Annotated in this window: 21 protein-coding genes, 1 tRNA gene and 1 riboswitch; of the genes, 5 read left to right on the top strand and 17 right to left on the bottom strand. The window is 40.1% G+C overall.

Going from position 1 to position 23037, the window contains the following annotated elements:
- Positions 1 to 59: 59 nt before the first annotated feature.
- The 9 genes from pmp23 to D8845_RS00070 form a co-directional block, all read right to left on the bottom strand.
- On the bottom strand, positions 60 to 674 hold the full coding sequence (gene pmp23, locus D8845_RS00110; RefSeq protein WP_125451930.1) for a cell wall hydrolase Pmp23: 615 nt from the start codon (positions 672 to 674) through the stop codon (positions 60 to 62).
- Positions 674 to 1648, bottom strand: a complete 975-nt coding sequence (locus D8845_RS00105; protein WP_000356101.1) for a nucleoid-associated protein — start codon at positions 1646 to 1648, stop codon at positions 674 to 676. Before D8845_RS00105 ends, pmp23 begins: the two co-directional genes overlap by 1 nt.
- Before the next feature lie 7 nt (positions 1649 to 1655).
- Positions 1656 to 2912, bottom strand: a complete 1257-nt coding sequence (gene glyA / locus D8845_RS00100; RefSeq protein ID WP_125451928.1) for a serine hydroxymethyltransferase — start codon at positions 2910 to 2912, stop codon at positions 1656 to 1658.
- Between the two features lie 61 nt (positions 2913 to 2973).
- Positions 2974 to 3405, bottom strand: coding sequence for a GNAT family N-acetyltransferase (locus tag D8845_RS00095; RefSeq protein WP_125451926.1), 432 nt, complete (start codon positions 3403 to 3405; stop codon positions 2974 to 2976).
- A 1-nt stretch (position 3406) separates the two neighbouring features.
- The gene (locus D8845_RS00090) at positions 3407 to 4009 is read right to left on the bottom strand and encodes an L-threonylcarbamoyladenylate synthase (protein ID WP_185757316.1); all 603 of its coding nucleotides are present in this window, start codon (positions 4007 to 4009) and stop codon (positions 3407 to 3409) included.
- Positions 3993 to 4829, bottom strand: a complete 837-nt coding sequence (gene prmC, locus D8845_RS00085; RefSeq protein WP_125451922.1) for a peptide chain release factor N(5)-glutamine methyltransferase — start codon at positions 4827 to 4829, stop codon at positions 3993 to 3995. The genes D8845_RS00090 and prmC overlap by 17 nt, the downstream gene beginning before the upstream one ends.
- Positions 4829 to 5908 (bottom strand): peptide chain release factor 1, encoded by a 1080-nt coding sequence (prfA, locus tag D8845_RS00080; RefSeq protein ID WP_001028815.1) that lies wholly within the window; start codon positions 5906 to 5908, stop codon positions 4829 to 4831. The genes prmC and prfA overlap by 1 nt, the downstream gene beginning before the upstream one ends.
- A gap of 9 nt (positions 5909 to 5917) precedes the next feature.
- Positions 5918 to 6397 (bottom strand): GNAT family N-acetyltransferase, encoded by a 480-nt coding sequence (locus D8845_RS00075; protein ID WP_125451920.1) that lies wholly within the window; start codon positions 6395 to 6397, stop codon positions 5918 to 5920.
- A complete protein-coding gene (locus D8845_RS00070) occupies positions 6387 to 6986 on the bottom strand; it encodes a thymidine kinase (protein WP_045606846.1) in 600 nt (199 codons plus the stop codon). Before D8845_RS00070 ends, D8845_RS00075 begins: the two co-directional genes overlap by 11 nt.
- 123 nt (positions 6987 to 7109) lie before the next feature.
- On the opposite strand from D8845_RS00070, the gene D8845_RS00065 reads away from it, so the two are divergent.
- Complete coding sequence (locus D8845_RS00065) at positions 7110 to 7292, top strand: 4-oxalocrotonate tautomerase (protein WP_125451918.1); 183 nt, start codon at positions 7110 to 7112, stop codon at positions 7290 to 7292.
- 137 nt (positions 7293 to 7429) lie between these two features.
- Positions 7430 to 8803, top strand: coding sequence for a tRNA uridine-5-carboxymethylaminomethyl(34) synthesis GTPase MnmE (mnmE, locus tag D8845_RS00060; protein WP_125451916.1), 1374 nt, complete (start codon positions 7430 to 7432; stop codon positions 8801 to 8803).
- A 46-nt stretch (positions 8804 to 8849) separates the two neighbouring features.
- On the opposite strand, the gene dapA is transcribed toward mnmE, so the two are convergent.
- The 4 genes from dapA to D8845_RS00040 all read right to left on the bottom strand — a co-directional run bounded on the left by dapA (position 8850) and on the right by D8845_RS00040 (position 12140).
- A complete protein-coding gene (gene dapA / locus D8845_RS00055) occupies positions 8850 to 9785 on the bottom strand; it encodes a 4-hydroxy-tetrahydrodipicolinate synthase (RefSeq protein WP_000121625.1) in 936 nt (311 codons plus the stop codon).
- 58 nt (positions 9786 to 9843) lie between these two features.
- Positions 9844 to 10920: an aspartate-semialdehyde dehydrogenase gene (locus D8845_RS00050; RefSeq protein ID WP_000542462.1), complete on the bottom strand. Its 1077-nt coding sequence runs from the start codon at positions 10918 to 10920 to the stop codon at positions 9844 to 9846.
- Between the two features lie 538 nt (positions 10921 to 11458).
- A tRNA-Thr gene (locus D8845_RS00045) sits at positions 11459 to 11531 on the bottom strand.
- Positions 11532 to 11630: 99 nt separating this feature from the next.
- Entirely contained in the window at positions 11631 to 12140 is a 510-nt protein-coding gene (locus D8845_RS00040; RefSeq protein ID WP_084865581.1) for a QueT transporter family protein, read from the bottom strand.
- A riboswitch (PreQ1 riboswitch) is annotated at positions 12138 to 12234 on the bottom strand. (Overlaps the previous gene by 3 nt.)
- 28 nt (positions 12235 to 12262) lie before the next feature.
- On the opposite strand from D8845_RS00040, the gene D8845_RS00035 reads away from it, so the two are divergent.
- Both D8845_RS00035 and mscL read left to right on the top strand, forming a co-directional pair.
- Complete coding sequence (locus D8845_RS00035) at positions 12263 to 12694, top strand: GtrA family protein (RefSeq protein ID WP_125451914.1); 432 nt, start codon at positions 12263 to 12265, stop codon at positions 12692 to 12694.
- A gap of 80 nt (positions 12695 to 12774) precedes the next feature.
- On the top strand, positions 12775 to 13155 hold the full coding sequence (gene mscL, locus D8845_RS00030; RefSeq protein WP_000910199.1) for a large conductance mechanosensitive channel protein MscL: 381 nt from the start codon (positions 12775 to 12777) through the stop codon (positions 13153 to 13155).
- A gap of 41 nt (positions 13156 to 13196) precedes the next feature.
- Here mscL and hemH read toward each other — a convergent pair whose 3' ends face one another.
- Complete coding sequence (gene hemH, locus D8845_RS00025) at positions 13197 to 14291, bottom strand: ferrochelatase (RefSeq protein ID WP_125451912.1); 1095 nt, start codon at positions 14289 to 14291, stop codon at positions 13197 to 13199.
- A 153-nt stretch (positions 14292 to 14444) separates the two neighbouring features.
- Between hemH and pepT the strand changes: the two genes are divergently transcribed.
- On the top strand, positions 14445 to 15668 hold the full coding sequence (pepT, locus tag D8845_RS00020) for a peptidase T (protein ID WP_125451911.1): 1224 nt from the start codon (positions 14445 to 14447) through the stop codon (positions 15666 to 15668).
- Positions 15669 to 15706: 38 nt separating this feature from the next.
- Here the strand turns inward: pepT and D8845_RS00015 are convergent, their stop codons facing one another.
- The 3 genes from D8845_RS00015 to D8845_RS00005 form a co-directional block, all read right to left on the bottom strand.
- Positions 15707 to 19753 (bottom strand): pneumococcal-type histidine triad protein, encoded by a 4047-nt coding sequence (locus D8845_RS00015; RefSeq protein WP_125451909.1) that lies wholly within the window; start codon positions 19751 to 19753, stop codon positions 15707 to 15709.
- Between the two features lie 7 nt (positions 19754 to 19760).
- Complete coding sequence (adcAII, locus tag D8845_RS00010; RefSeq protein WP_398575079.1) at positions 19761 to 20651, bottom strand: zinc-binding lipoprotein AdcAII; 891 nt, start codon at positions 20649 to 20651, stop codon at positions 19761 to 19763.
- Positions 20652 to 20831: 180 nt separating this feature from the next.
- The coding region (locus tag D8845_RS00005) for a pneumococcal-type histidine triad protein (RefSeq protein WP_125451906.1) at positions 20832 to 23037 on the bottom strand (2206 nt) is incomplete at its 5' end.

Below are 23037 nucleotides of genomic sequence, written 5' to 3'. Positions count from 1 at the left end.
TTTACCTTTCTAGAGTAATATATCTATCTTAAAGAAAACTTATAACAAAAACACCTGGGCTAGCCAGATGTCGAAAAGAGAGTGAAACATTTGATGATGTAAAGGTTGAGTTGCACCTGTCTAGAATAATAATAGTTTCCTCCATTTACATAGAGTTCAGCACCGTGAAAAACGGAAATGGGGTGAATATAACTATAAGTCTTTCCAGTGGTATTACCAAGCAAGGGGGCAACAGTCTCACGAGAATACTGTTTAGCCAGTGCTAGGGTGTTTTCCTTGCCATTTTGGGCAATAAAATCGATATAGGCAGGTCCAAAATTATAGGCTTGAACAGCCGTCCAGACATCTACCCCCTTCTTCTGGGCCAGATAGAGATTGTCTGTCAGAGTTTGAACGCCTTGCCGAATGCTAGAGGCATTATCATTGATGGTATTGGTAGCGCCACTAGCAGACTCACTAGACTGCATAACATCGCCTTCTTTTCCTTTTGTTTCAGTATAAATCATAGCGAGCACAAGCTCTTCGTTTGCTGGGGTGTCTTTTTCACTCAAGATTTCTCGCACCATGGGTTGATAGGTCATGACTTGCTTGACATCCTGGTGAACGCGGTAAGCTTTATAGCCCGCAAAAAGGAAGACTGCTAGTACAAGCACTCTTCGAATTCGTTTAAACATTATTTACTTTGGATATCCTCGATATTTTTGATTAAGATAGAGTAGGTCCCATTGTCATTTTGGATAAACTCAACAGACTCGGCGTCTTGATAGACGTTATTGGGAACGATGAGCTCAATTCCATTTGACAAGGAAAGTTTTTGGTTTTCAAATTTCTTTAATTGGCGACTGGCATCAATTTCATCAAACTGAACTGGCTCTGGTACGGCTTCTTTAACTTGGTCAATAAAGCTCAAACGAGCCGTCAGATTGTTATCAAAAAGGTCATTAGCCAATTTCTCAGGTGACAATTCATTGCTTTCTTCTAGGTTGTTGAAAATCGCTGATTTGACCTTAGATTGAAATTGAAAATCATCTGTGTTAAAAGATTCAGCAATTCTCTGGGCCGTTTTTTCCAGTTCTTTGATAGATTTCTTAGGAGAAATCTTAGGAGCGACAGCAAGAAGATTATCTGAAAAATAGTTCAAAAAAGTCCCGTTGTACTTGATTCGTTTTTCAATCAGATGATACTTGCGGCTCTGAAGATTAACCACCAAGGCCTCATCAGCACCCGTTCCAAATCCAGGCAGGTTATTCTGAGTCAGCTTGATTGGATTATCGACCTCTCCTCCGAGGTGGGTCAGGGTCTCACGCAGGGCAATTCGCAAGAAAGCGAAATGTTCCACGCCTTCTTTAGAAAATTGCACAAAAATCAAGTCATTGGTCTTGAGATTTTCAGAAATACTGAACTCTTCTTTCCAGAGATTAGCCAGTGTGACTGATGTCTCCAACAAATCGTCTGTGATATGATTGAAGAAGGGATTTTCTTCCTCGAAAATCCCAGTCTTGGCTTCATCTGAATACACACGTTCAATTTTTTTGCGCAGGTATTCTTCGATTTTTGGAGTGATATTGAGAAACTTATCCGCTAAGAACAACTCCGTATCATCTGGGCTGAACTGATGGATAATGGCTTTCTTAATATAAATGTCCATAAAAGTTTTAGTCCTCGTATAATGGGAAGGCATCTGTCAATTCTTTGACTGCTCTTCTCACTTCTTCTAAGACAGCCTCATTTTCTGCATTTTTAAGGGTTTTAATGATGAGTTCAGCCACTTTGCGACTTTCTTCTTCACCAAATCCACGTGCAGTAATGGCTGCAGATCCGATACGAATCCCACTTGTCTTGAATGGTGACAAGGTTTCATAAGGAATTGAGTTTTTATTTAGGGTAATATTGACTTCATCCAGCAAGTTTTGAGCAACTTTTCCATTTTCTACAACCTTAGTAACATCCACTAGGAAGAGGTGGTTTTCAGTCCCACCAGAAATGATACGGAAATCAGGATCTTGCAAGAAGACTTCTACCATAGCCTTGCTGTTTTTGATAACATTGGCAGCATATTCCTTGAAGGCTGGATCCAAAACTTCTTTGAAGGAAACAGCCTTCGCAGCCACAACATGTTCCAAAGGACCGCCCTGAATACCAGGGAAAATAGCTGAATTGATTTTCTTAGCTAAGTCTTCATCATTGGTCAAAATCAAACCACCACGAGGTCCACGAAGGGTTTTGTGGGTCGTTGTTGTTGTGATATGAGCGTATGGAACTGGACTTGGATGTAAACCAGCAGCAACCAAACCAGCGATATGAGCCATATCTACCATGAGCTTAGCTCCAACGGCATCAGCAATTTCACGGAATTTTGAGAAGTCGATAATTTGAGAATAGGCTGACGCACCAGCTACAATCAGTTTTGGTTTGACTTCTTGGGCTTGTTTCAAGATAGCATCAAAGTCCAAGAGTTCCGTTTCAGGATCCACACTATAAGAAACAAAATTATAGGTTTGACCAGAGAAGCTGACAGGAGCTCCGTGGGTCAAGTGTCCACCTGCTGCCAAATCCATCCCCATAACAGTATCGCCCGGTTCAATCAAGGCCATGTAAGCCGCACAGTTGGCTTGGCTTCCTGAGTGAGGTTGGACATTGGCAAATTTAGCACCGAAAATTTCTTTTGCACGTTCAATAGCTAGACTTTCTACCACGTCTACCACATCAGTCCCACCATAGTAACGGCGTCCTGGGTAGCCTTCGGCGTATTTATTCGTCAAGATAGACCCTTGAGCTGCCATAACAGCCTTGGAAACTACGTTTTCCGAAGCAATCAACTCAATGTTGTTTTGTTGGCGTTCTTCTTCTTTGGCAATAGCATTCCAGAGATCAGCATCATATGCTTTAAAATCATCTTTGTCAAAAATCATAGGTCTTCTCCTTTATTGTGTGACTAGTCCATTAGTTTAATTTTCTTATTAGAAAATCAAACTAAAAGATGCGAATAAACCGTTTCTGCATTTTATCACAAGTATAACCAACTTTTTCATAAAATGCATGAGCACCCAGACGATGATCGGCAGAGTTTAAGCGGATAAACCCATAACCACGTCTTTTTGCTTCTTGATCCAACCCTTTTAATAAGCTTTTACCAATACCTTGACCTTGCGCTTGAGGTGAAACTGCTAAGGCTAAAATATTAAATCCTGCTTTAGAATAAAGTGATTCATAGACCTCAGCGTGGACATATCCAAGCAAGGCATGACTAGCTGCATCCTCATAGCCAAGAAGGAAATGATGGGAATCCTGAGATAGTCTAGCTAATTGACTATCCGTTTCCTCTAGACTAAAAGAATAACCCAAAGCCTCTTGGTTGATGTCACAAATAGCTTTCACATCTGTTTCTTGCAAATCTCTTAGCATTTCAAGCCTCCTCAAAAGAAATCTCTGGCAACTGAGCAAGAATATCTTCTCGCTTAATCGCCCCTTGGCGTAAGATTTTCACCTTGTCTCCAGACAAATCTATAATAGTTGAATCCTGTCCAGTTAGAAAAGAATCGTCTTCCAAACCCAAAACCTCTTGGTCAAAATCCTCTAGAATTTGATTAAATGTCACTCCACTTGCCTGACCTGAAATATTGGCAGACGGCCCAATCAAGGGACCTGTCTCTCGAATCAAATCAAGGGTAATGGGATGACTAGGCATCCGAAATCCAACGGTTGCAAGACCAGAATTGACCCAATAGGGAACTCGGTCATTGGCTTCGAGAATGATGGTTAAGGGACCTGGCAAAAAGGTCTCTACAAGTTTTTGCAGATAAGATGGCTGATTCTTAGAAAAGTGCAAGATGTCCTCTAGAGAGGCGATATTGAGATTTAGTGCCTTATCTCTAGGACGACGTTTGAGCTGGTAAACATGGTCAACTGCTTTTTCGTCTAGAGCCTTGGCAAAGAGACCGTAAACCGTCTCTGTAGGTAAAACGACCGCTCCACCCTTTTCCAACTCTTGTCTAATCCTGTCCATCATCAACCACGACCATCCTATCTTGATCAAATTGGTCCTTGAGTGTTCGAACTCGCTTTTCAGGAAGATATTTCTTAAAAAGTTCAGGAACACTTTGACCTTGCTTGTATCCAATTTCAAGGTAAATCTTACCACCATCTTTGAGATAGTCTTTTGTATCTTCCGCAATTCTACGGTAAATAGCTAGACCATCCTCGTCTGCAAAGAGAGCTAGATGAGGCTCCGAATGCAAAACATTCAAACCGACATCTGACTCATCTTCACGAGAGATATAGGGTGGATTGGAAATAATTATATCATATTTTTCAGAAATTTCTGTAAAACAGTCAGATTTTTTTAAAAATATTTGAAGATTTTGATTTTTAGCATTTTCGTTAGCTACATCTAAAGCATCTTGGGAAATATCTGCTGCTGTCACTGACCAATCTGGTCTATTTTTTGCTAGAGCGAGAGCAATAGCTCCACTACCTGTTCCAATATCCAGAACAGAAAGATTCGTCTCAGGATTTTCAGCCAGGATAAGCTCCACCAACTCCTCTGTTTCTGGACGAGGGATCAATACTCGCTCATCAACTTTTAACTGCATTCCATAAAAATCTGCCTGTCCAATGATGTACTGTGCCGGTTTATGAGCCGCTAACTGCTGGTAAATCTCTTCTACAAATAATTCTTCCTCTTTTGTAACTTCCTGCTGGAGGGCAAAGACAAAGTCTGTAAAAGAGAGATTTTTCAGGCTACGATAGACAAAAGAGAGGCTTTCAGCTTCCTCTCCTTGTCTTATCAACTCTTCTTCAAAATCTGAAAATAATTGAGCTAATTTCATTATTTGTTTAATTCTTCTAATTTTTGTGTTTGGTCATAAAGAACCAAGGCATCCACAACTTCGTCCAATTTACCAGATAAAATCGTATCTAGTTTTTGGAGGGTCAATCCAATACGGTGGTCTGTCACACGGTTTTGTGGAAAGTTATAAGTACGAATCCGTTCTGAACGGTCACCAGTACCGATTGTCGACTTACGCTCAGCGTCTTGTTCATCCTGAGCAATTTGTGCAAAGTGGTCAGCAACACGCGCACGGATGATTTTCATAGCCTTTTCACGGTTCTTCTGCTGAGTACGTTCTTCCTGCATCTCAACCTTAATATTGGTTGGCAAGTGAACGATACGAACGGCAGTCGCAACCTTGTTGACGTTTTGTCCACCAGCACCAGATGCGTGGTAGATATCAACACGAAGGTCTTTTGGATCAATATCATATTCTACTTCTTCCACTTCAGGCATGACAAGAACTGTAGCAGTTGATGTATGGACACGACCTTGGCTTTCTGTCACAGGGACACGTTGCACACGGTGGGCACCTGATTCATACTTGAGTTTAGAGTAAACAGATTGACCTGAAACCATGGCAACCACTTCTTTAAAACCACCGACACCGTTCATAGAAGCTTCCATAACTTCAAAGCGCCAGCCTTGGGCTTCCGCATACTTTTGGTACATGGTTAGAAGGTCTCCAGCGAAAAGTGCTGCTTCGTCACCACCAGCTGCTCCACGGATTTCAAGGATGATGTTCTTGTCATCGTTTGGATCCTTTGGAAGGAGCAAAATTTTGAGTTTTTCTTCGTATTCTTCTTTTTCAGCCTTGGCATCTTTGAGCTCTTGCTTGGCCATTTCTTCCAAGTCCGCATCTCCGCCTGATTCCTTAATCATCTCTTCGGCATCAACGATGTTTTGAAGGACTTGTTTGTACTCACGGTAGGCTGTTACTGTGTCACGAGTTGAAGCTTCTTCTTTTGAAAGCTCCATAAAACGCTTGGTGTCTGAAACGACATCCGGGTCACTGAGCAACTCTCCTAATTCTTCATAACGGTCTTCTACAGCTTGTAGTTGATCATAGATATTCATTTTTTCTCCTTAGTTCTCAATTGTTAAATCATAGATTGCTACTACTTCGTTCTCAAATATTTCCCCAGTTTCTTTAAATCCATAACTGAGGTAACAAGATCTTGCATGTTCATTTTCTGGTTCATAAGACAACCAAAGTTTATTGGCTAAACCTGCTGGCGCTGTCCGAACATAGTCTAGCACATTATCCATTACTGGTTTAAAATATCCTTGATCTTGAAAATGCTTGTCAATCATGAAACGAAATAATAAATAATTTCCATTACTAATTCCGATTTTTTTGTCATAAGCTAACATCACAAAACCTATAATTGCATCATTATCATAAACTGCCAATGGAGCTACAAAATCTCCATTTTTAGTGTAGACGTATGCTTCAGCTAAACTAATTGCGTTGGTTGCAATGAATTGTTTTTGATATTCCTTGACATCCAAATTCAAAACATCAAAATAATTTTCCATTGTAACATCTCTTAGTTCAATTGTCATAGTTTTGCTCCTTGTTAGAGGTTATCATTGGCGCAAAATAATGTTTACGGCAAACTGAGATATAGGTTTCATTGCCACCGATCTGAATCTGCTCACCATCATAAACGGGCAGTCCATCCTGAGTTCGTAATACCATGGTCGCCTTTTTCTTGCAATACTGGCAAATAGTCTTGATTTCGTCAATCTTGTCTGCTAAGAGCAAGAGATACTTGGAACCTTCGAACAGTTCATTGCGAAAATCATTTTTCAAACCAAAAGCCATGACAGGTATGTCTAACTCGTCCACAACACGAGCTAGGTCGTAAACATGGTGACGTTTGAGAAACTGGGCTTCATCGACCAAAACACAGTAAGGTTTTTCTGATAGGTCTCGGATATAGCCGAAGATATCAGTTGTTTCCTCAATCGCAATGGCAGGGCGTTTCATGCCAATACGACTCGACACATAGCCAACACCGTCACGCGTATCCAGAGCTGAAGTCATAATCACAACACCTTTTCCTTGCTCCTCATAGTTATAGGCCACCTTGAGAATCTCAATAGTCTTACCGGAGTTCATGGTCCCATAACGATAATACAACTGTGCCATGTTTCTTGCTTCACGTCCATTTCTAAATTTTTGCTACATTCTAGTATATCATAATTTTCTTAAGCTTTAAACGGCAAAATGTGGTAAAATAGAAGAAATCAAAAACTAGTGGAGGAAGCTATTATGCCATTTGTACGCATCGATTTATTTGAAGGACGCACGATCGAGCAAAAGAAAGCTCTTGCTAAGGAAGTAACGGAAGCGGTTGTCCGCAACACTGGAGCCCCTCAATCTGCTGTTCATGTCATCATCAACGACATGCCAGAAGGGACTTACTTCCCACAGGGTGAAATGCGCACCAAATAAGCTAGCTTAAGCAGAATTGCTTAGGCTTTTTCAATCTCCAAGTAGCATTCATTGAAGAAATAGTTCAAATTTGTTACAATTTGAAAGGATACTTGGAAAAATTTCCAAGAAAAGAGCTATTAATTAAAGGAAATATTATGATTACACGTGAATTTGATACCATCGCTGCTATCTCTACTCCACTAGGTGAAGGGGCTATTGGTATTGTCCGCCTGAGCGGAACAGAAAGTTTTGCTATTGCGCAAAAGATTTTTAAAGGAAAAGACTTGAACAAAGTTGCCAGCCACACTCTCAACTACGGTCACATTATTGATCCTCAGACAGGAAAAGTCATGGACGAGGTTATGGTTGGAGCTATGAAGTCTCCAAAGACCTTCACTCGTGAGGATATTATCGAGATTAACACCCACGGTGGGATTGCGGTGACCAATGAGATTCTCCAACTAGCTATCCGTGAAGGAGCTCGATTGGCTGAACCTGGTGAATTTACCAAACGTGCCTTTTTAAACGGTCGCGTAGACTTGACACAGGCAGAGGCTGTAATGGATATCATCCGTGCTAAGACTGACAAGGCAATGAACATTGCGGTCAAACAACTAGATGGTTCCCTTTCTGACCTTATCAATAATACACGTCAAGAAATCCTCAACACACTTGCCCAAGTTGAGGTTAATATAGACTATCCTGAGTATGACGATGTTGAGGAAGCTACTACTGCAGTTGTCCGAGAGAAGACCATAGAGTTTGAACAATTACTAACTAATCTCCTTAAGACAGCCCGTCGCGGTAAAATCCTTCGTGAAGGAATTTCCACTGCCATCATCGGACGCCCCAACGTTGGGAAATCAAGCCTTCTCAACAACCTCTTGCGTGAAGACAAGGCAATCGTAACCGATATTGCTGGTACTACTCGAGATGTCATCGAAGAATACGTCAACATCAATGGTGTTCCTCTCAAATTGATTGATACAGCTGGTATCCGTGAAACGGATGACATCGTGGAACAAATTGGAGTTGAGCGTTCGAAAAAAGCCCTTAAGGAAGCCGACTTAGTTCTACTAGTGCTAAATGCCAGTGAACCACTGACTGCGCAAGACAGACAACTGCTTGAAATTAGTCAAGAAACCAACCGCATTATTTTACTTAATAAAACCGACCTGCCTGAAGCGATTGAAACTTCGGAACTACCTGAAGACGTTATTCGTATTTCAGTCCTTAAAAACCAAAACATCGATAAGATTGAAGAGAGAATCAACAACCTCTTCTTTGAAAATGCTGGTTTTGTTGAACAAGATGCTACTTACTTGTCAAATGCCCGTCACATTTCCTTGATTGAGAAGGCTGTTGAAAGCCTACAAGCTGTTAATGAAGGTCTTGAACTGGGAATGCCAGTTGACTTGCTTCAAGTTGACTTGACCCGTACTTGGGAAATTCTCGGAGAAATCACTGGAGATGCTGCTCCAGATGAACTCATTACCCAGCTCTTTAGCCAATTCTGTTTAGGAAAATAAGAAAAATCCATGATCGTTGTTTCGGTCATGGATTTTATTGTCTTTATTAGTAATCTGGTCTTAAGACCCCTGTTACGGTTGCCTTAGTTGCTTCGTAGTCGCCATCTACGACAACCTTGATAATACGTTTGGCATCTTCTTCTGGTGCTGGAACAAGAGGTAGACGAGTTGGGCCAGCTTCAAATCCCATATAGTTAAGAACGGCCTTAACTGGAGCAGGACTTGGATAAGAGAAGAGGGCATTGACTTTAGGAATGAATTTACGCTGAATTGCTGCGGCTTTCTTCATATCGCTTTCTGCAATGGCCGTAAACATCTCGTGCATCTCATCCCCATTTGTATGAGAGGCAACAGAAATAACCCCATCCGCACCAAGATTCATAGCATGAAAAGCATCACCATCCTCACCAGTATAGACCAAGAACTCTTCTGGCTTGTGCTCAATCAAGTAAGCCATATTAGCCAAGCTGGTACATTCTTTAACACCAATGATATTTGGATGGTCAGCCAAACGAAGCATGGTTTCTGGAGTTAATTCAACAACCACACGACCTGGAATATTATAGATAATAATAGGTAGGTCAGAAGCATCTGCGATCGCCTTAAAGTGCTGATACATCCCTTCTTGAGAAGGTTTGTTGTAGTAAGGAACAATAGCAAGCCCAGCTGCGAAACCACCAAATTCTGCTACTTCTTTGACAAACTCGATAGAGTCACGCGTATCATTGGTACCCACACCCGCAATCAAAGGAACACGTCCATTGACAACTTTTTGTACAGCCGCAAAGAGCTCCAACTCTTCATCGTGAGTCAATGTCGGACTCTCAGCAGTCGTCCCTGCAAGAAGAATGCCATCCGTATGATGCGCCAACAGATGCTCAATCAAGGCTGGAATGGCATCAAAGTTGATAGAACCATCCTCGTGGAAGGGGGTAATAAAGGCTGTGATGATTTTACACTCTTTTAAATCTTGATAAGACATGAGAAACACCTCTCTCTATTTCAAAGAAGGAGTTCATCTGAACTCCTAAACAATATGACTATTTTAATTCAAATTTCAATTCAGCTGTTGGACGAACCAAGCCACGTTCGTGCAAAGTTTCAGCAATCTGAACTGAATTCCAAGCAGCACCTTTGAGCAGGTTATCTGAAACAACCCACATGTGAATTCCTTTTTCAGCATCCAAGTCTTTACGGATACGACCAACAAAGGTATCACGTGAACCAACTGCATTGATGGCTTGCGGATAGATTTGATGAGCTACATCATCTTCAAGAACAGCGCCTGGAAAGGCTGCGATAGCTGCTTTCACTTCTTCTATTGGAGCCACTTCTTTTGTTTCGATGTAAACAGACTCAGAGTGAGCTGACAAGACTGGAATACGCACACATGTTGCAGATACTGCAATGCTGTCATCTTCCATAATTTTCTTAGTTTCCTTAGTCATCTTCATCTCTTCGTAAGTGTAATCATTGTCAGTGAAGACATCGATTTGTGGAAGAGCATTAAAAGCGATAGGATAATGTTTCTTGTCACCGCCTGAAGGCAAGATTTCCGCATGCAAATCACGTGGCTTCACACCATCATTCAACACTTCACGAAGTTCACGTTGTGTTTCAAGAATCGCTCCCATACCAGCACCTGAGACAGCTTGGTAAGTTGAAACGATGATACGATCCAAGCCCCATTTTTGACGGACAGGTTCAAGCGCCACCATCATTTGGATTGTTGAACAGTTAGGGCAGGCAATGATACCGTTGTGGGCATCAAGTGCATGAGCATTGACCTCTGGAACAACCAAAGGAACATCTGGATTTTGACGGAAGTAAGATGTATTATCTACTACTACCGCTCCAGCCTTCACTGCGTATGGTGCATACTTAGCTGATGTAGAACCACCTGCTGAAAAGAGTGCAATATCAACTCCTTCAAAAGCTGTTTCAGTCGTTTCTTCAATCGTAATATCTTGATCTTTAAATTTCAAAGTCTTGCCTGCTGAACGTGCAGAAGCAAGTAAACGAATTTTATCGATTGGAAGTGTTGATTCTTCCAACATTTTTATCATCTGAGCTCCGACAGCACCTGTCGCGCCGACTACAGCAACTGTATATCCCATAAATAACCTCTTTCGGAATTTTCTAAAAATTTCTATAATAGATGTATTATACTACTTTTTCCATGAATTGCAAAGCTTTTTCATCATTTTTTGGAAAATAAAAATCCCCAGTCACTAGACTAGGGACTAAGAGGCATCTTCATGTGATGAGCAGGTTCACACAACTCATCAAGGTCCGCTCCTGCGTTATGACCTCCTTATGCTCAATAGTAGCCCAAAGACTACCTATCGACTCATCGCGTCTACTATTCTACTAAAGAGAATAACTTTTGTCAACAGACGAAACTCTTTATACTCTTCGAAAATCTCTTCAAACTTCGTCAGCATCGCCTTACCGTATATATGTGACTGACTTCGTCAGTCTTATCTACAACCTCAAAACAGTGTTTTGAGCAACCTGCGGCTAGCTTCTTAGTTTGCTCTTTGATTTTCATTGAGTATTAGTTTTATTTACATAGGTGCATAAGAAATAACTTTGAAAAATTTGGGGCAAACATAACAAAAAACCTTATAAATAAAGGTTTTTCTGTCTATTTTATGCTAATTGCCGGGATTGAACCGGCGACCTCATCCTTACCATGGATGCGCTCTGCCAACTGAGCTAAATCAGCTTACCTAAAAAGTATACTATAGTTAGAAAAACTTGTCAAGTTTCCTTAGAAATTTTCCATAAGAAAAAGCCAGGTGAGAGCTACCTAGCTTATCTAATTCTATTTGCTTAAATCGATTCGACGACCAATTTTACCGATAATAATCGCTCCAATAATTAATGAGGCAAATTCACCAATTCCTGTTGTAAACCAAGTAAGGAAAAATGGTAATTGCGCTACGATATTCAACTCGGCAGCGATAGTAAACATAGAAATTGAAAAGAGGATTGAGAAGAAGAAATGATCTTTTCGAATCAATCCGTTAAAAAGATAATCCTTGCTGTATTTTGCAAAAAGCCAAACACCTAGACTGAGGAATACTAAGGTTGATCCACCACCAACAAAGACATCTAGCGGTCCGAAGCTAAAGAAATTAGCAATCATACAGCCAATGGTAACTCCAATGATGTACTTGGGATTGTAAAAAGCCATAAAATTCATCATTTCTGAAATACGGAACTGATAAGCACCATAGCTGATGGCATTTAGAGGCGGTGTGACAGTCAAAACGACATAGATAGCAGCAACGATTGCAATATCGGCTACATCACGAATAGTTAATTTTTTCATCTTTTCTCCTTTGGCGGTTATCCGCGTGTAATATGCTTGGTGAAAGAAGCTAAGCACCAAGGGTTGCTTTATTCAACCTTACTAGTATAGCACAATAGCCTGCTTTATGCTATACTTAAAGCATGAAAAAACCTATTCAAAAATTTTTTAACAATGAAATCTTAGCATATCTCTTTTTTGGCCTTGCAACAACTCTAGTTTCGATTCTCTCACGACTAGTCATTTATCAACTAAGTCATCAGGAACTCCTTGCGACTGCCTTGGCAAATATTATCGGTATCCTCTTTGCCTTTATCACAAATGATACAATTGTATTTAAGCAAGCAAGGAAGAATCGACTTATCCGTTTAGTGAAATTTTTTCTTGCCCGCCTTTCTACTTTTCTGTTAGATTTGCTCCTTACTTTTCTATTTGTAACCCAGTTTCCCCACATCATAGGTCAATTCGTAAATGAAAATCTTGACAAAATCAATGCAATCGAAACATTTCTTGCACAATTATTGATAATTATCCTTAATTATATTTTTAGTAAGGTTTTTATTTTTAAAAAATAAAATTTCTGAGCATATAGCTTGCAAGCTCTTCTCAATTAATATATAATGAAGAGTAAAAATTTTTGAAAGGTAAAATGAAAATGTTAAAAGATCTTAAAGCATTTTTGCTTCGTGGTAATGTTGTTGACCTTGCTGTCGGTGTGATCATTGCCTCTGCTTTTGGTGCAATCGTAACTTCATTCGTTAACGATATCATCACTCCACTTCTATTGAATCCAGCCTTGGAAGCTGCGAAAGTACAAAACATCGCTGAACTTGCATGGAATGGTGTTACATATGGTAAATTCTTGAGTGCTATTATTAACTTCCTTGTTGTAGGTACTGTTCTCTTCTTCGTTATTAAAGCTATGGAAAAAGCCCAAAGCCTTACTAAGAAAGAAGAAACTGTTGAAGAAGCTCCAGCTGGACCAACTGAATTGGAAGTACTTCAAGAAATCAAAGCTCTTCTTGAGAAAAAATAATCGATTAAAAGGATCTAGCACAAAGCTAAATCCTTTTTTCTTTACTCTTTCGGTAACTTGCCTGCTTTCTCAAGCATTTTCTTAATAAGATAAGGCATCTTAACATTTTCACGACCTTTTTTCTCAATCAATTTTTTTACAAATTCTGGCATTTGTAAATCTTGAGATTCGGCCAAGATATTTTTAGTTTCATCTGAAGGAACTAACTCATCAAAGGTTTCTTCTTCTGGGAGAAATTCCTTAAATTCTTGATGTTCATTAGCTCTGACTGTATTAACCAAGGCATCAATCAAACGTGAATCCGTATTTGGCATTGGTGGACGATGATAGTTCACCCCCAATTCCTGACACAAGTCATAACATTCCACATCGTTGTCAAACAAGACTTCAATGTGCTCACTAATAAAACTAATAGGTACAAAAATATAATGGTCTGGATGTTCTTTCTGTTCTCTGAGATACTCTAAAACATCTGGCTTAATCCATGGAATACCGATATCACTTTCACTCTGCCAAGTGTTGGTATATTGTTCTGAATTCAAGCCCAGTTTTTCAGCGACTAGCTTGCTATTTTCAAAAATTTGGTCAATATATGGGTCACCAAAATCCAAGGCAAAAATGGGAACACTGTGGGCTGAAAAGATGACTTTAAAGCTATCCTGCTTTACTTCTTCTTTTAAAATCTTAGCAATTTCATCTGCCCAATAGTTTAAGAGCGCTTCTTCCTGATACCAGTCCTTAATGACCAAAAATTGAATTTGTTTGCTTTCCAAAAATTTCTCATAGCCCATGACAGAGTAGAAAGAATAATGAGGCTCCAAAATCAAGCAGATACACTGTTCAATGCCGTCTGCTTCCATCTGACCGATCACATCTGGAATAAAGGGACTGGAAAACTTATTGGCAAAATAGACACTGTATTCATTTCCCAGCCTAGCTTCTACCAAGGCAACCTCTTCACGCGTAATTCTTTGCAGAGGCGTGCCTCCAATTCGTACATAATTATCATAGAGAGTTTGAATTTCGTGGTCTTGAGGTCTCACTCCACGACGAATATGTGTGAAAAAATCAGCCACACCTTCAAAGGTAATCTCTTCTGGCGAACCGAAAGTCATCATTAAAATTGCTTTTTTCATAATCGCTTCCTTGTGATATTTTTATCAAGTTTATTTTATCATTAATTCGTTGATAAGTAAACGCCAACATAGCGAATTTCCCTAACTTCAGTCTTTTGTTTTTCTCTCTTTTCTATGATACAATGGAAAAAATGAATTCAAAAGGAGTTTTTTATGACTTATCCCAATCTCTTGGACCGATTCCTAACCTACGTTAAGGTCAACACGCGCTCTGATGAACACTCTACTACTACTCCAAGTACTCAGAGTCAGGTAGATTTTGCTACAAATGTTCTTATTCCTGAAATGAAACGTGTTGGATTACAAAACGTCTACTACCTTCCAAATGGTTTTGCTATTGGAACTTTGCCAGCCAATGATCCATCTTTAACACGTAAAATTGGCTTCATCTCCCACATGGATACTGCTGACTTTAATGCCGAAGGAGTAAATCCACAGGTAATTGAAAACTACGATGGTGCTGTGATTGAACTTGGAAATTCTGGTTTCAAACTCGATCCAGCTAACTTTAAGAGTCTTGAGAAATATCCAGGACAAACGCTCATCACAACAGATGGAACAACCTTACTAGGAGCTGATGACAAGTCAGGCATTGCTGAAATTATGACAGCTATTGAATATCTGACTGCTCACCCTGAAATCAAGCACTGTGAGATTCGTGTTGGCTTTGGTCCAGATGAAGAAATTGGTGTTGGTGCCAATAAATTTGATGCAGAAGATTTTGATGTGGATTTTGCCTACACAGTTGATGGTGGCCCACTAGGTGAACTTCAGTACGAGACTTTCTCAGCAGCTGGTGCTGAATTACATTTCCAAGGACGCAATGTCCACCCTGGTACCGCCAAAGGTCAGATGGTCAATGCCCTTCAGCTAGCAATTGATTTTCACAATCAACTTCCAAAGAATGACCGACCTGAGTTAACTGATGGCTACCAAGGTTTCTATCATCTTATGGATGTGGCTGGAAGCGTTGAGGAGGCGCGTGCAAGCTACATCATTCGTGATTTTGAAAAAGACGCCTTTGAAGCGCGTAAAGCAGCTATGCAGTCTATCGCTGATAAGATGAATCAAGAACTTGGTAGCGACCGTGTCACCCTAAACTTGACAGACCAGTACTACAATATGAAAGAAGTCATTGAAAAAGATATGACTCCAATTACCATTGCCAAAGCAGTTATGGAAGATTTGGGTATCACTCCTATAATCGAACCAATCCGTGGAGGGACAGACGGCTCTAAGATTTCCTTTATGGGAATCCCAACTCCTAATATCTTTGCAGGAGGAGAAAATATGCACGGACGTTTTGAATACGTCAGCCTTCAGACAATGGAACGTGCAGTTGATACCATTATTGGTATCGTAGCTTATAAAGACTAAAAAGACGAGGTAGCTCAGCTACTTCGCCTTTCTTTTTATTATGCTGGTTTTTCTTGATTTCCAGTACTTGTTGTAGATTCTGTTGTTTCCTTTTCTGAAGTTGATTCAGCAGGTTTAGAATCTGTTGTGTTGCTTGGTTTGCTTTCGTCGCTAGCAGTTTCACTGTTAGATTCAGATGCTACTGGTGCTTCGGTTGCTGTACTTGCAATTGGTTGATTCTCTGCACTTGTGCTATCAGCATTCGATTCAGCTTTTGTTGCTGGAGTTGCTTCTTCACTTGCTCTTGATTTAGACTTGATTTCTTGATTCAAGACCAGAATAGCTTTTGTCAATTCAAGTAAAGCAGCCTTATCTTTACTCTTAGCAGAAAGTTGATCTAGTAGAGCATCCACCTTATCAAAGTCGGCATCAGAACCCTTATTGTTTTCTAAGTAAGCGTGAAGCGACATAAGAATATCGTAAAGTTTTTGATAGAGTACAAGTGTCTGAGGATCTTGCTCAGCATTATCCTTTTCTTGTTGAAGGGCGCTAGCGATACGAGTCAAGACATCTTTTACCTGACTATTTACTTCATCCAAGTCTGCATCAGCCTTGTTTGTAGCAACTTTGAGATTTTCTACTTCTTCTGCTAAGGATTGTCTGATTCCTTCTTCTTGGATTTGTTCCAAGAGTTGATTTGCCTTGCTCAAAAGACTTTCTACTTCTTCCTTGCTAACATGATTGACATGTTCTTCAGGCATAAAGTCTCCGTACAATTCTTTCAAGAAGCCATAAATAGCTGTCTTGGCAGTTTGATTATCAACTTTTTCAGTATCTAGAACTGTCTGAGTCGATTTAGCAGTAGTTGGTTGAGCTTTCAAAGCTTCTTCCACTTCTTGTTTTGCCTGATAGATGCTTGGGAATAATTTGTTCAATTCTGCTGCCTTTAGGAAGGATTGAGATTGATACAGGGTCCAAGTCAACTGAGCCACTTTGTTTCGAAGTTCATCATTCAAACGACCGTCATTTACGTGTTCGTAGAAAAACTTGATGTATTCTACAGTTGTAACACCTGTTCGATCATTAAAGTCTTGAAGAGCTTGAAGTTGTGATTCAACCGCTGCTAAACCAGCCTCATCTTTTGCCAATTTAGCTTCTTGAAGTCGAACAAGAAGATCTTTCTTAGGAAGTCCATAAGAGTCTGTATCCAGTGTATTGATTTTATCAATCAAGGCCTGATATTTCTTATCTAGAGCACTGGTTACAACAGGTTTGACACTTTCATCAATATGGATATATTGCTTATCAAAAAGATCAAGTGTCGCAAGATAACCTGCTGTAGAGTTAGTTGCCAGTTTCTTCATGTTTTCAGTAAACTGACCTAAGGCTAACTCAATTTGTCTTTGTTCGATAGGCTTGTCTTTGTAGATACTTCTGCTATCAGCTAGAAGTTGATCTACTTTTGCCAAGACTGCCTTCTCATCAAAAGCTCCAGGTTGATAATTGGATTGCAGGGCTGGAATCTTGTTTTTCAAAGCCACTTCATATCCCTTAGTTTGAACCTTGATGTAGTGATTATGGTCGCCATGAGGAATCACAAAACTACCATTTTCTACCTGTAAGCTATACGGAGACACGCCATCTCTCAAAGCAGTCGTGTAGAGTTCGTTTAGGAAATCAAGTTCTGGATTGCCAGTCTGGAGTGGAAGTCGAACGTGTTCCTTACGAACAGCATAGGGATGGATATGAGTTGGATCATAAGCTTGGTCTGGATTTCCAAAGACAAAGAATCCGTTTGAAATTCTAATCGCTTCAAGTGGAACTCCGTATGTTTTAGAAATATAAGCAATCTTTTCTTCATCGCTAGCATCTCTTGAGAAAGACTCTACCGTTTTAGCAAGAGGTTTTACAGGCTCCGCATCATGATGTGTTTTCAAATGGTCTTGTGCAGCCTTAATTTGCTCTGCTGTCAAATCTTTCTTGAAGAAGTAATGATTATGATCACCGTGTGACATGACAAAGCCTTGATCATCCTCACTGATGACACGATCGGCATCAAAACCATGATCATGGTCTTCATCATGATGGTGGTCATGATCATCGCCATCGTGCTCATCATTGGATGGGCTTGGTGTTGCTGGACTTGCACCTTTCAAATGATCCTGAGCTGCCTTAATTTGCTCTGCTGTCAAATCTTTCTTAAAGAAGTAATGATTATGATCACCGTGTGACATGACAAAGCCTTGTTCATCCTCACTGATGACACGATCGGCATCAAAACCATGATCGTGGTCTTCATCATGATGGTGTCCATGATGATCTTCATCGTGATCGTCATCATGAGCTGGATTTGGTGTTGCTGTATTTGCCTCTTTCAAATGGTCTTGTGCTGCCTTAATTTGCTCTGCTGTCAAGTCCTTCTTAAAGAAGTAATGATTATGATCACCGTGTGACATGACAAAGCCTTGATCATCCTCACTGATAACACGATTGGCATCAAAAGCATGATCATGGTCTTCACCATGATGGTGGTCATGCTCATCGCCATCTTGATCATCATTTGTTGGGCTTGGCATTACTGGCGTTTTACCTCTCAAATGATCCTGCGCCGCCTTGATTTGTTCTGGTGTTAGATCCTTCTTAAAGAAGTAATGATTGTGGTCACCATGAGTCATGACAAAGCCTGCCGCATCTTCACTTATAATTCGATTGACATCAAAATCATGACCATGTTCGTCATGGTGATGAGCGTGTGTATCTTCATCGTGATCATCATGAGCTGGACTTGGTACTGATGGCGTTTTACTTTTCAGATGATTTTGGGCGGCCTTAATTTGCTCTGCTGTCAAATCTTTCTTGAAGAAGTAATGATTGTGATCACCGTGTGACATGACAAAACCTTGATCATCCTCACTGATGACACGATTGGCATCAAAACCATGATCATGGTCTTCATCATGATGAGCGTCATGTCCATGTTCTTCATGCTTAGGAGCCTGACTTCCATGATCACCATCTTGCTCATGATGATGGTTTTGCTGATTAGGTTTTTCTGCTGGTTTGCTTGGATTCTCCAATGGTGTTGGTTTCACACTGTCACTAGTTAGAGGAATCATTCTCGCAATCTTTTCTTCTAATGCAGAAAGCTTTGTATAGGGGATGAAATGATAGTGATTTCCGTGAGGAATCGCTACACCACTCGGTGTTCTGCTTGAAATCTTAGCAGGGTCAAAAGTCAAACCATCCGATTCAGCATATCGTTGAGTACTTGGAAGAGCATAAAGCTGCTGTAATAGACTTTGAAGACTCTCGGATTTATTACTTGGTATTTCAGCCTGTTGAATAGGCTTGGTAGTTTGACCATTCCCATTTGTACTTGGACGATAGTCAGTCACACTAGGCTGATTTCTCGTTCCAGAGAGGTAAGCTTGAGCTGCAGCCAATTCACTAGCAGACAAGGAACTCTTTGGAATGTAGTGGTAATGTCCACCGTGAGGGACGATATAAGCATCACCAGTATCCTCTATAATATCAGATACATTAAAGATGTAGCCATCATCAGTAGTATAGCGACCTTGAGATTGAGCAAGCGCCACTGCACTATTAGATGTTGGTGCATCGTGAGTATGTCCTTGTTTTTGACGTTCAATTTCGTCCTTCGAACGAACGTTGTCCGCATGTGCCACATCCTTAAGGTAAACATAATATTTACCATCCACCTTGATAATGTAACCACCTTTGACTTCGTTGACAATATCAGCGTCTTTCAATTGATAATTGGCATCTTTCATCAAAAGTTCTTCACTGAAAATCGCATCAAAAGGAACTTTCCCATTATAATAATGGAAATGATCACCGTGTGAAGTCACATAACCTTGATCAGTGATTTTCACAACAATCTGTTCGGCCTGAATATCTTCTTTTTTGCTAACTTGATCTGGTGTTTGTGTCTCTGTTTTTGGAGTGTCTTGTTTCCCATCGACATAAGATACACGATTCGTATCTTTGTTCTCTCCTGTCTGATGTTGATTCAATGCATAAATACAAAGACTTAAAGAAAGGACAACAGCTGCACCAGCAGCAAGTTTCTTCTTATTTATTTTCATAATCTCCTCATTTCAATTCTTCTGCTAAAATACTCATATTTTCTTCTAGGTTTTCTAGATAAGTCTTGTCATTTTGTGGGTCTGCCTCTAAAGGATTCAGAGTTTTTAGCCCCACACCTGTTGATTTGACAAGAGTTTCAGCTACTTTCGAAGAAGCATTACTTTCTGTAAAAATCGTTTTAACCTTATAGGTTTTAACGAATTCCTGAATTTCTGTTAGTTGTCTTGGACTTGGTTCTTGTTCTGGAGAGATACCAGCGATTCCAAGTTGATTGAGTCCAAATCGCTTAGCTAGATAAGAAAAGGCTGTATGTTGTGTTACAAATGTTTTCTGACTCGCTTTTTCGAATTTAGGTTGGAATTTTTTAGTCAATTCTTGAGCTTTTTTGATAAAGGCTTGCGCATTTTTTTGATAAGTTTCTTTGTGTTCACTATCAATCTCTGAAAGTTTATCAGCAACAATTTGGGCTTCTTCGCCAGCTTTTTCAGGATCTAGCCAAGTATGAGGGTCATAAAGCGTTTTTTCATCAACTCCATCACCTGATTCCACATCTTCTAGACCAGGGACTCGGTCCAAGGTCATTCCTTCTGAAGCCTCTAAAACCTTAACTTTGGATTTTTTAAGATTGGGATCCAGACTTCCTGCCCAAGATTCGAGCGTATGCGAATGGTAAACAAAGACATCTGCATCATAGATGGCTGCGATATCATTTGCTGAAGGTTCAAAGGAGTGAATTCCGCTACTTGACTGAATCATTCGAACATCATTCAAGTCACCAGATACTTCCTTGACCATGGCATAGATAGGATAAAAACTGGTCACAATTTTCATCCCTTTACCTGACTGGCTTTCCTTTTGGCCACAAGCAGCTAATACCAGAGTCAATACACTGGTCATCAATACTAAAATCGTCCTCTTTTTCACTATAACTCCTTAACTAGTGTTTAACCATTTAATTAACTAGTAAATAGTTTATCTTTATTTAGAAAATATGTCAAGAATTTTTACACAATTTCATAAAAAAGAGAACAGAATCCATATTCTGCTCCCTTTTTATCTTCTATAATAGTTGTATAGTTACTTACTCTCCTTTAACAAGACTAATAGCTTTTCAGCTTCTGCCATAATAGTATTGTTGTCCTGAGAACCAAATAACAGATTATTTTTTAATCCTGTGAGAGTTTCGTTGGCATTGGACTTAAGAATTGGATCCTTAATCTTTTTAAGTAACTCTTCCGCCTCTCTCAGTTTTTCTTCAACCTTTTCAGTTTCAACCTGATGTTCCTCTGGTTCCGATGGTGATTCTTCTTCTGATTCCTCTGGTTCTTTTGGTTTTGGAGATTCTGCTTTCTCATTTTTCGGTTTTTCTTCGCGAGGTTTTTCCTCCTCAATTTTTTCTGTCTGAGGTTTCTCCTCTGTTGGTTTCTCTGTTTGATTGTTAGCAGCTTGACTATTGTGGTTTCTTTGAACATGGTCGCTCGCATTGCCCCAACCACTATCTGAATGCGGACGTTCGTTTGGATGTTCGACATAATACTTCACAGTTTCAAATAGCTCTTCTAAACTATACCCCTTAGGTGCCTCATAAAGTCCTTCGTCAAACCACTCAAATTTGATGTTATGGTAATGGTCATAATGAGGTATAATCAAACTTCCATTTTTAACTTCCACAGTATGTTGGAGATTGTAAGGCATACGATCAAGTGGCACCTTCTTAGCTGCTTTTACTCGATTGTAAATCGCTTCTGCTCCCTTAGCCTCAGTATTTCCTGAACTTTGATGATTTGTTGAAGGAGGAGTCAAACCTTTCTCTTTAGCATAAGCTTGACCTGCTGCTCTTTCAGCTTCAGACAAACTTTCTTTCTTAATCCAATGACTGTGGCTCATATGCGGAGTTACATAGGCATCCCCCTCATCACTGGTTATATCACGAGGATCAAAGATATAGCCATCTTCTGTTGTATACTTGCCTGCCAACTTGGCTACTTGAATCTCATCATCTGTGTAAGCTATTTGTGCATTTGGTTTTCCTAAACGTTCTGGATGACGAATCGGCGCTAGAAAAGCAAGGATATCATCCACTAACTTGACTTTATCACTTGACTCATCGTTGAGACGTTCCAATAGTCTATCAAAAGCGTCAAAATCAGCTTGGCGCCCTTTATTGGAAATCAAATCTTGGTGAACTGTTGCTAGTAAATCATAAACTTTGTTGTAAAATTTTTGATCACCAGATGCCAGATTGGTTTTCTTAGCTCCTAACTCATGAGACAAACTTTCTTGTTTAGCAAGTTTATCATCAATGGCTGCAACAGTTTCTGCTGAAAGTTCCTTGGCAGAGATATAACGCAAAGTTCCATTCTCTTCAAAGACATAACCATCAACCACCTTTCGAATCGCCTGTTTTACCAATTTTCCATCAATTGGATTGCTTGGAGTTGGTTGTGGACTTGGTATTGGGGTAGGCTCTGGAGCAGGGATTGGAGTCGGAATTGGATTTGGAAGACTTGGAGTCGGAATTGGATTTAATTCTTTACCACCTGCAGTAGTATGATTTCCTTGATAATTTTCAGAAATCATTCTCGCAATCTTCTGTTCTAAATCAGACATTTGAGAATAAGGGATAAAGTGATAATGGTCTCCGTGTGGCACTGCAACACCATTCGCAGTTTTTCTTGTAATCTGCGCTGGATCAAAGACAAGCCCATCTGATTCCACATGTCGTTGGCTAAGCGGTAAAGCATAAAGTTGTTTCAAGAGACTGGATACGTCTTCACTCGGACTAGCTTGATAGCTATTATCCACTTGTGGACTAACATTTGGAGTCCATCTTCTGGTATTTGCCTCAACATTTCTTTGATTAGTTTGTCCATATGAACTACTATTCGATGTCTCTGATGAGCTACTGCTAGAAGAATTTGTTGAAGGACGATACCCAACCGAGCTTGGTTGATTACCTTTCCCAGCTAGGAAGGCTCGAGCTGCAGCCAGTTCACTGGCAGACAAGTCACTCTTAGGAATATAGTGGAAATGATTGCCATGAGGAACGATATAGGCATCACCTGTATCTTCTATAATATCAGATGCATTAAAGATATAACCATCATCCGTTGTATAGCGGCCTTGAGCTCTGGCAGCGACTACCTCTTTATCGTTAGATCCACCTCCGTGATTACTACTGTGTTCCTGCTTCTGACGAGTAATTTCTTCTTTTGTTCGAACATTATCAGCATGTGCCACATCCTTAAGATAGACATAATACTTACCATCTACCTTAATCACA

Source organism: Streptococcus mitis (genome assembly GCF_003942865.1).
Taxonomy (GTDB): domain Bacteria; phylum Bacillota; class Bacilli; order Lactobacillales; family Streptococcaceae; genus Streptococcus; species Streptococcus mitis_BI.
This window is presented reverse-complemented; position numbering and strand designations above follow the sequence as displayed.